At 53.9% G+C, this 7,338-nt stretch carries 7 protein-coding genes and 1 pseudogene; 1 reads left to right on the forward strand and 7 read right to left on the reverse strand.

What is annotated here, in order from left to right; translation table 11 throughout:
- Positions 1-10: 10 nt before the first annotated feature.
- From F591_RS0122255 to F591_RS29745, 7 genes and pseudogenes are all read right to left on the reverse strand, one after another.
- The gene (locus F591_RS0122255; RefSeq protein WP_019536819.1) at positions 11-1,378 is read right to left on the reverse strand and encodes an MFS transporter; all 1,368 of its coding nucleotides are present in this window, start codon (positions 1,376-1,378) and stop codon (positions 11-13) included.
- A 40-nt stretch (positions 1,379-1,418) separates the two neighbouring features.
- Positions 1,419-2,672, reverse strand: coding sequence for an enolase C-terminal domain-like protein (locus F591_RS0122260; RefSeq protein ID WP_019536820.1), 1,254 nt, complete (start codon positions 2,670-2,672; stop codon positions 1,419-1,421).
- 139 nt (positions 2,673-2,811) lie between these two features.
- Positions 2,812-3,522: a FadR/GntR family transcriptional regulator gene (locus F591_RS0122265; RefSeq protein ID WP_019536821.1), complete on the reverse strand. Its 711-nt coding sequence runs from the start codon at positions 3,520-3,522 to the stop codon at positions 2,812-2,814.
- A 105-nt stretch (positions 3,523-3,627) separates the two neighbouring features.
- On the reverse strand, positions 3,628-4,380 hold the full coding sequence (locus F591_RS0122270; RefSeq protein WP_019536822.1) for a glucose 1-dehydrogenase: 753 nt from the start codon (positions 4,378-4,380) through the stop codon (positions 3,628-3,630).
- 25 nt (positions 4,381-4,405) lie between these two features.
- Positions 4,406-5,416: a zinc-dependent alcohol dehydrogenase gene (locus F591_RS0122275; protein ID WP_019536823.1), complete on the reverse strand. Its 1,011-nt coding sequence runs from the start codon at positions 5,414-5,416 to the stop codon at positions 4,406-4,408.
- A gap of 408 nt (positions 5,417-5,824) precedes the next feature.
- On the reverse strand, positions 5,825-6,250 hold the full coding sequence (locus F591_RS28770; protein ID WP_019536824.1) for a transposase: 426 nt from the start codon (positions 6,248-6,250) through the stop codon (positions 5,825-5,827).
- 31 nt (positions 6,251-6,281) lie between these two features.
- Positions 6,282-6,562: pseudogene (locus tag F591_RS29745) on the reverse strand (ABC transporter transmembrane domain-containing protein); the annotation flags it as partial.
- 339 nt (positions 6,563-6,901) lie between these two features.
- Between F591_RS29745 and F591_RS32420 the strand changes: the two are divergent.
- Positions 6,902-7,338 (forward strand): alpha-helical endospore appendage domain-containing protein (locus F591_RS32420; protein WP_483823575.1); only part of this gene is annotated, 437 nt, incomplete at its 3' end.

A 7,338-nucleotide genomic window follows, 5' to 3' on the forward strand; every position in this document is an offset into this window, starting at 1 on the left:
GAAAGCGCTATCACAACGCCGAAACGTTAGCCTGGCCGTCATCTTTATCGTTCGTTCGGTTCATGCGGCTCAAATCGATCGGTTCGAGCTTGTCGACGACCAGCAGGAAAGCAATGCCGCCGATGACGGCTACGGCTGCGGTATAAAGCATCGCTCCGTGATACCCGCCGGTATTTTGGATCAGGGCGCCGATCACGATCGGGCTGATAATGCCGGACAGGTTGCCGCAAAGGTTCAGGATGCCGCCGACTGTGCCGACCATTTTCTTGGGCAGCACATCGCCAAGCGCCACCCAGCCCATGTTGGAGTAAGCGTTAGCAAAGAATGCCAGCGACAAAATGATCACAGCGACAACCGGAGTGTCCTCGAAAAAGTTGGCAAAGGCCAGAATTCCAGTCAGGATCATCCCCGAGACCATCGGCAGCTTCCGCGCATACGTGGTCGACTTGCCCTTCTTGAGCAGGTAGTCGCTGAGGAAGCCGCCGAACAATACGCCCGCCATAGCCATCATATACGGGAGAATGGCGGCAAAGCCCGCTTGATTGACCGGCAGATGCAGTCCTTTCTCCAAATAAACCATAAACCAGGTCAAAAAGAAATATAACGTCGAGGATGCGGCGAACTGAGCGATGAAGATGCCCCATACTTTGCGCTGCCTGACCACGTACCCGACTTCGCGCCAGGTGGTCGGTTCCCTGCGGCCCGCCGCTTGCGACTCGAAACCGCCGTTCTTGCGGATATAATCCAGCTCTTCCTTGTTGGCCCGCTTGCTCTCCTGCGGGTCCCGGTACAGAATGATCCACAAGATGCCGAAGATGATCCCCGCCGCTCCCGTCGCATAAAAGACCGATTCCCAATTGAACTTGGCAATGATCAGAGCCAGAGCGGGCGTGAACACGGCAAGCCCGATATACTGCGCCGAGGAATAAATGCTTACGGCCCTGGCCCGTTCATGGTTCGGGAACCACGACGTCACGATTTTGGTATTGCTCGGATAGGCCGGAGCTTCGGTAAGCCCGATCAGCAGGCGGCAGATGACGAGCATGGCAAAGGAAGCCCCGGTGCTGGCAAATACGTTGTGCGAGCTGAACGCCATGATAAAAGTGAACAGGCTCCACAGGATAATCGCCCAGCCGTACAGCATTCGCGCCCCGATCCGGTCAAGCAGCCAGCCGACCGGAACCTGGGCGGCGGCATACGCCCAGGTAAAGGCCGAGAATAGGAAACCGAGCTGCGTCGCGCTTAATCCGAGCTCGTTTTGGATCGTCGAGCCCGCTACGGACAAGTTCGCTCTGTCCATATAGTTGATGGCCACGGCAATAAACAGCAGCGCCAGCACAAAAAAGCGAACTTTGGTCGGTTTGTTGATCTGATTCATGTATGCCCCTTCTTTCGGTATGTGATCTTAATGCATCCGGTCAAGGCTTCGCCGAAGTGCCGTCCGGCGTGCGGGCCAGCGTCCACGTAGGAATCGTGCCCTGGCACGGATATTTCGCCGCTTCCGCTTCATCGATGTCGATGCCGAGCCCGGGCAAGTCGTTCACGTACGCATAGCCGTTCTTCACGACAGGGCAGCCGGGGAACACCTTCTGCAGCGGCTCGTTCAACGGCGTCCATTCCTGGACTCCGAAGTTAGGAGTGCTGATCGACAAATGCAGATTCGCCGCCACCCCGACAGGAGAAATGTCGCCAGGGCCGTGCCATGCCGTCCTCACCCCGTAAAATTCGCCGAAGACCGCCAACTTCTTGGCCGGCGTAATTCCGCCAATAGCGCTTACATGGGCACGAATAAAATCGATATAGCGGTTCTCGATCAGAGGCTTCCATTCGTTCACATTCGTAAACAGCTCGCCCATCGCAATCGGCGTGCTCGTCTGCTGCCGGATCATGCCGATCCAATCCAAATGTTCCGGGGGCGTCGGATCCTCCAAATAAAACAAATGATACGGCTCCAGCTTTTTGGCCAGGCGAACCGCCTCGATCGGCGCAATTCGTTCATGAATATCATGGATCAGTTCGATATTGTAGCCGAGTGTTGCCCGCAGGTGGGCAAACAGCCCCTCGACGCTTTTGGCATACGCTTCAGGATCGTAATAAACTCCCGGCTGGGCATGATCGGGCGAATGCTTCGACTGAATGTTCGCCGCGCGCGAGATGACGCTCGCAATCAGGCGCGTATCCTCCGTGCCGCTGCCCCCGTACATCCCCATCTGAACGCGCAAATATTGATAGCCTTCTTCCATCAGCTTTCGCGCATTGCGCTCCACTTCGACCTCCGTGCTTCCGTCGACATGCCGATACAGGGCGATCCCGTCGCGGCATTTGCCGCCCAGCAGTTCGTAGACCGGCATCCCGGCCATCTTGCCCTTGAGGTCCCACAAAGCCATATCGATGCCCGACAAGGCGTTGTTCATAATCGGCCCGTTCCGCCAATAACCGCTGACGCTGGCGCTGTGCCACAAATCCTCGATTCTCGCCGGGTCCTTGCCGATCAGGAACGGCTTCAAATAATCCTCTATCGCCGATTTCACCGCATAGATTCGCTGCGTGAAGGTTGCGCAGCCGAGTCCGTACAAGCCTTGGCGGTTCGTCTCCACCTTGACCACAACGAGATCGATGCCGCCGGGCGCTGTCAAAATCACTTTCACGTCTTGAATCGTTATGCTGCTCATGCCAATACCTTCCTTTATGAGTATTCGTCCTTCATGCGAGTTAGCCTTCGCGAAAACTCGTCCTTCATGAGAACTGGTCGAAATAATTGTTAGTCGTCCTACATGTTATATGCTGTCATAACGGTCTGTTCGCAGACCGTCAAGCCTTGTTCGTCGCCCGCAAATGCTCTTTCATCTTCAGCACATTGGCTTCCATCGCGCTCTTTAAAATTTGCTGCGCCGTCGCGGCGTCTCTTCTCTGCAGCGCCCTGAAAATGTTAATGTGCACCTCGATGCTTTCCAGCGTCACGCCGAATACCCGGTTCAATTCCTCCAAATAAAAATAGTACAGCTCTTTAATGCCCTTCGTCACTTTGTAAAAAACCTCGTTATGAGAAGCTTTGGCAATAGCCAAATGGAATTCGAAATCCGCTTCCGTATACTTCTTGTAATTGTTTTTGTTACTAATCATATCGTTCAATATCCGCTCCAGCTCCCGGAAATCGTCTTCCGTGGCATGCTGCGCCGCCAATTCCACGCTCTTGAATTCCGTCGTCAGCCGGAACTCCATCATATCGAGAAATGCCTTCTCGCTAAGCCTCATGATCGGTCCGGAATCGATCAGCGTAAATTCGTGCGGCATCTCGGCAACGAAGGTGCCGCGGCCCTGATGCGTGACGACGATCCCCATGTCCCTTAGCTTCTGAATGGCGCTTCTTACGCTCACCCGGCTAACCTTGAACATCTCGCACAGCTGCGCTTCCGAAGGAATCTTGCTGCCTACTTTCCACTGGCCGCTGCGGATATGCTCGTTCATTTGCTCGAAGACGCTTTGGACGATATTGTTTTTTTGAATGGACTTAATGCTCATTCGCTACCCTCTCCAAACATGTCATACAAGTTATTATACACCATGGTTGGAGATTCGTAAAACGTTTGCAGCAGAATTACATTCCGATCCGGGGGAGCCTCTGTCCTACCGTCCGAGCCATCCGCCGTCGACAGCGAGCAAATGCCCGTGAATATACTCCGCAGCATCCGAAGCCAGGAATACGGCAGGGCCTTTGAAATCGTCGGGGTTGCCCCATCTTCCGGCAGGAATCCGCTCCAAAATTTGTCTGCTGCGTACCGGATCGTTGATCAACGCTTCGTTCATATCCGTTGCGATATAACCGGGGACGATCGCGTTGACGTTGACCCCTTGCGAGGACCATTCATTCGCCAGCGCTTTGGTCAATTGCGCCACCGCTCCTTTGGCCGAGGCGTAGGCCGGGACCAATATGCCGCCTTGAAACGAGACGAGCGACGCAATGTTAATGATTTTTCCGCTTTTTTGGGCGAGCATGTACTTGCCTGCCTGCTGGCAAAGCAGCCATACCGCTTTCAAATTGGCCTGCAGCACGTCATCCCAATCCGCTTCGGAAAATTCCACGGCCGGGGAGCGGCGCTGAATCCCTGCGTTATTGACCAAAATATCGATCCGCCCCAATGCTTCGACGACCCGGGGAACCGCTTCCTTCACCTGCCGGGAGTCGCTGACATCGCATGGAACGATGGCACAACGGACGCCAAGCTTCTCGATCTCCCGCTTCACGGCTTCGTTCTCCGGACTGCGCTGCAGCAGCGCAACATCCGCGCCGGATTCCGCCATAGCTATGGCGATCGACCGTCCAATCCCCCGAGTGGCGCCGGTAACTGCGGCCACCTTCCCTTGCAAGCTAATCTGCATGATCGTAATCCTCCTTCTTCGCGGGTTAAGGGTGAAAAAGCACCTTTAGCGATATTTCCGTATTTTCCATCGCCGCAAAGCCCTGCTCGATCTGCTCGAGCGGCAGCCTATGCGAAATGAGCGGCCGCACGTCCACGGCTCGGGTCGCCATCAAGCGAATCGCGGTGGCAAAATCGCTGGAATTGGCGCAGCGCGTCGTCGTGATGGAAACTTCTCTGAAATGCATGGCGGCAAGATCTACAGCGGGAGCTTGTTTATAGACGCTGACAACAACGACCTTGCCCTGAAATTTGATGCAAGGAATCATCTGCTTCGCCGTCACCGCCGTGCCGGCCACTTCGAAGACGACATCGGCGCCGACGCCGTTCGTATGAGCGAGGACAGCCTCAGTCATATCGGCTTCCTTGGCATTGATCGCCGTAAAGCCCATTTGTCTGGCGATCTGCAGCCGATAAGGGCTGATGTCGGAAATCAATATTTCGCCGGCGCCGGCCTGCTTCGCGACCAGTCCGATAAGCAGCCCGATCGGGCCCGCTCCCAGAATCGCCACGCAGTCCCCGATCTTCAGGTCCGAGCGGCGCACCGTATGAACGGCTACAGCCAGCGGTTCGGCGAGCGCGCCTTCTTCATCGGACACCTCGTCCGGGAGACGGTGCAGGCGATGTTCGGGAACCGCTACATATTCGGCGAAGCCTCCGTCGCGGTCGATGCCGATGCACCTTAACACGGCGCACACATGATACTGGCCGGCACGGCAGGCCGCACACGTCCCGCACGTCAAATACGGCTCCACCGTCACTCTGTCACCCGGCCGGAACTGCTTCAATCCGACCGCCGATTCAACGGTGCCGCTGAATTCATGTCCCATAATGAGCGGAGCTTTGGCTCTCGGGTGCTTGCCGGCGTAAATCATCATGTCGGTGCCGCAAATTCCGGCATAAGCGACCTTGATCAGCGCCTCGCCTTCTCCCGGAACCGGCACTTCGGCTGCAGCCGGGCGCACGGTTCTCTCCGCTAGATACTTTCCTGCTTTCATTGCGCTAACCTCCAATACCAATGATGTCTTTAAGTGCTGTTGAGCGGCAAACGACGCCATTCAACTTGTCATACAGGATTTCTGCAAAAATGAGTCATCCTGTCATACAACTAGTGTACTCGATTCTTTTGGTTTTGTAAACGGTTTATTTGTCAGCTGGCGATCTTTAGCCCGGCACTCTTGACAATATTGCCGCAACGGGGACAGCATGACAGCAACGAGAACAGCGGACCAACGCGATTGAGCCCCCCCTCCGTCGCGGGGCTTTATTGTGCAAGACGCCATACACGCGGGCATATGCACGGTCGGCGGGATCGCCACGCCGAGCTTCCTGTCAAGGCCGGACTAAAAATTATCAGGATCGAGGGGCGGGCGTAACGCCTCAAGAATTTGGGAACCTGTCGGTTTTCAACCGCCTCCCTGGCCGCTTCCATGAACTCGTCCGCTCGTACGAGCAATGCCGTTTGTCCTTGATGAGTACTCGAAGGCTTGTCTCATACATCGCAGGAAGCTGTCCATTTTCATGGAATTGGTGAATCGTACATATCGTTTTCGCGAGTAGCCCATCGTCATGATGAATCCGTAGATTCGTCGGCGTCTTCCTTCAAGCGCTTGAATGCCGCAATCCATCCAGTCCACTTGCGCCTGTTCTCCCGGAGCCGTTTCATAGCGCGGAACTACCTGTTTTCTCGGCGCTACGAACCCTTTCACATAATCCTTGAGAATCGTTTTACCACCGACGTAGCCCATATCTCGCAGTTCATCGATCAGAACTTCACAATTGGTCGTTCCTTCATCGATTCGCTGTCTGATATACTCTTTATATGGATCCAACTTGCTTCCTCGTTTCGGCCGGGTTTTGAGCAAACAGCTTGCGCCGCATGTCCGTTTCAATATTTATGCCAAGCATATGCCCCCAATAGTTAACGATATACATTAGTCCAATATTAAGTGCATACGGTACAACCAGGCCCCCCAATGCCCATAAAATCAAAGTCCGCATGCCGCTGGGCAACAACTCATCAATAAATACATTCACAACCATCGGAAAGGCCAATTCCAATAATCCTGAAATGATGGCACAACAAAAATCAAGGGCAAACAAACCCTTGTAAGGTTGGTAGTACTGAAAAATCGCCGAACCATCGCTTTCCTCCCAATCACCTATTGAGGATATTTATACTCAATTCCGGAATTAATCGATCATCTTCATTGTTATGTGAACCAACATCAAAGTTATGAACAATCCCTCCCATGTTTTAACGATAAAGATTATCATTAAGAGCGGCAGAAGAATTTTTCCATGCACAAACTATTTGTTGTTTTTTCGGTCGTTATCGCAATGGACACCAAGATGTACACCTTTTTTTCATTAACAAGGTTGGCTGCCCAAACCGTAACTGTCGAATTTCAATATGATGTGGATAACTACAAAGAAAGGATTTGTCAACTTAACAACATGTTACAAGATGGAGGAACAATGGCGTGTCGCAAGCAAATTTACCGAATATTACCCCTACTATCTCTTTGACGCGTGAAGAAGCTATTTCGTTGTTGATCTCATCGATTGCAATGCAAGAATTGGGTCTCAGCCACATTATCAATGCCGAAGGTGAGAAATTGCAGTATATCCTAGGGACTTTGCCGGGTGTTACTGCTCCGGATGTAACGGTAAGCGACATTTTGGCAACGAACGACAGTGTGAATTCTACTCTGCGGGAAATTATCAGGAAAGAATTTTTTCTCTCCAATGCATTGGAGAGCGCACTGAGTTCGCCTACGATGGTTGGTCCGACGGGGCCGACGGGGCCGACAGGTCCAACGGGGCCCGCGGGCGGTCCAACTGGCCCGACGGGGCCGACGGGAGCGACAGGCGCTACAGGTGAGACGGGGCCGACCGGGCCGACGGGTGCCACAGGCGC

The sequence above is a fragment of the Paenibacillus ginsengihumi DSM 21568 genome (assembly GCF_000380965.1).
Lineage (GTDB): Bacteria > Bacillota > Bacilli > Paenibacillales > NBRC-103111 > Paenibacillus_G > Paenibacillus_G ginsengihumi.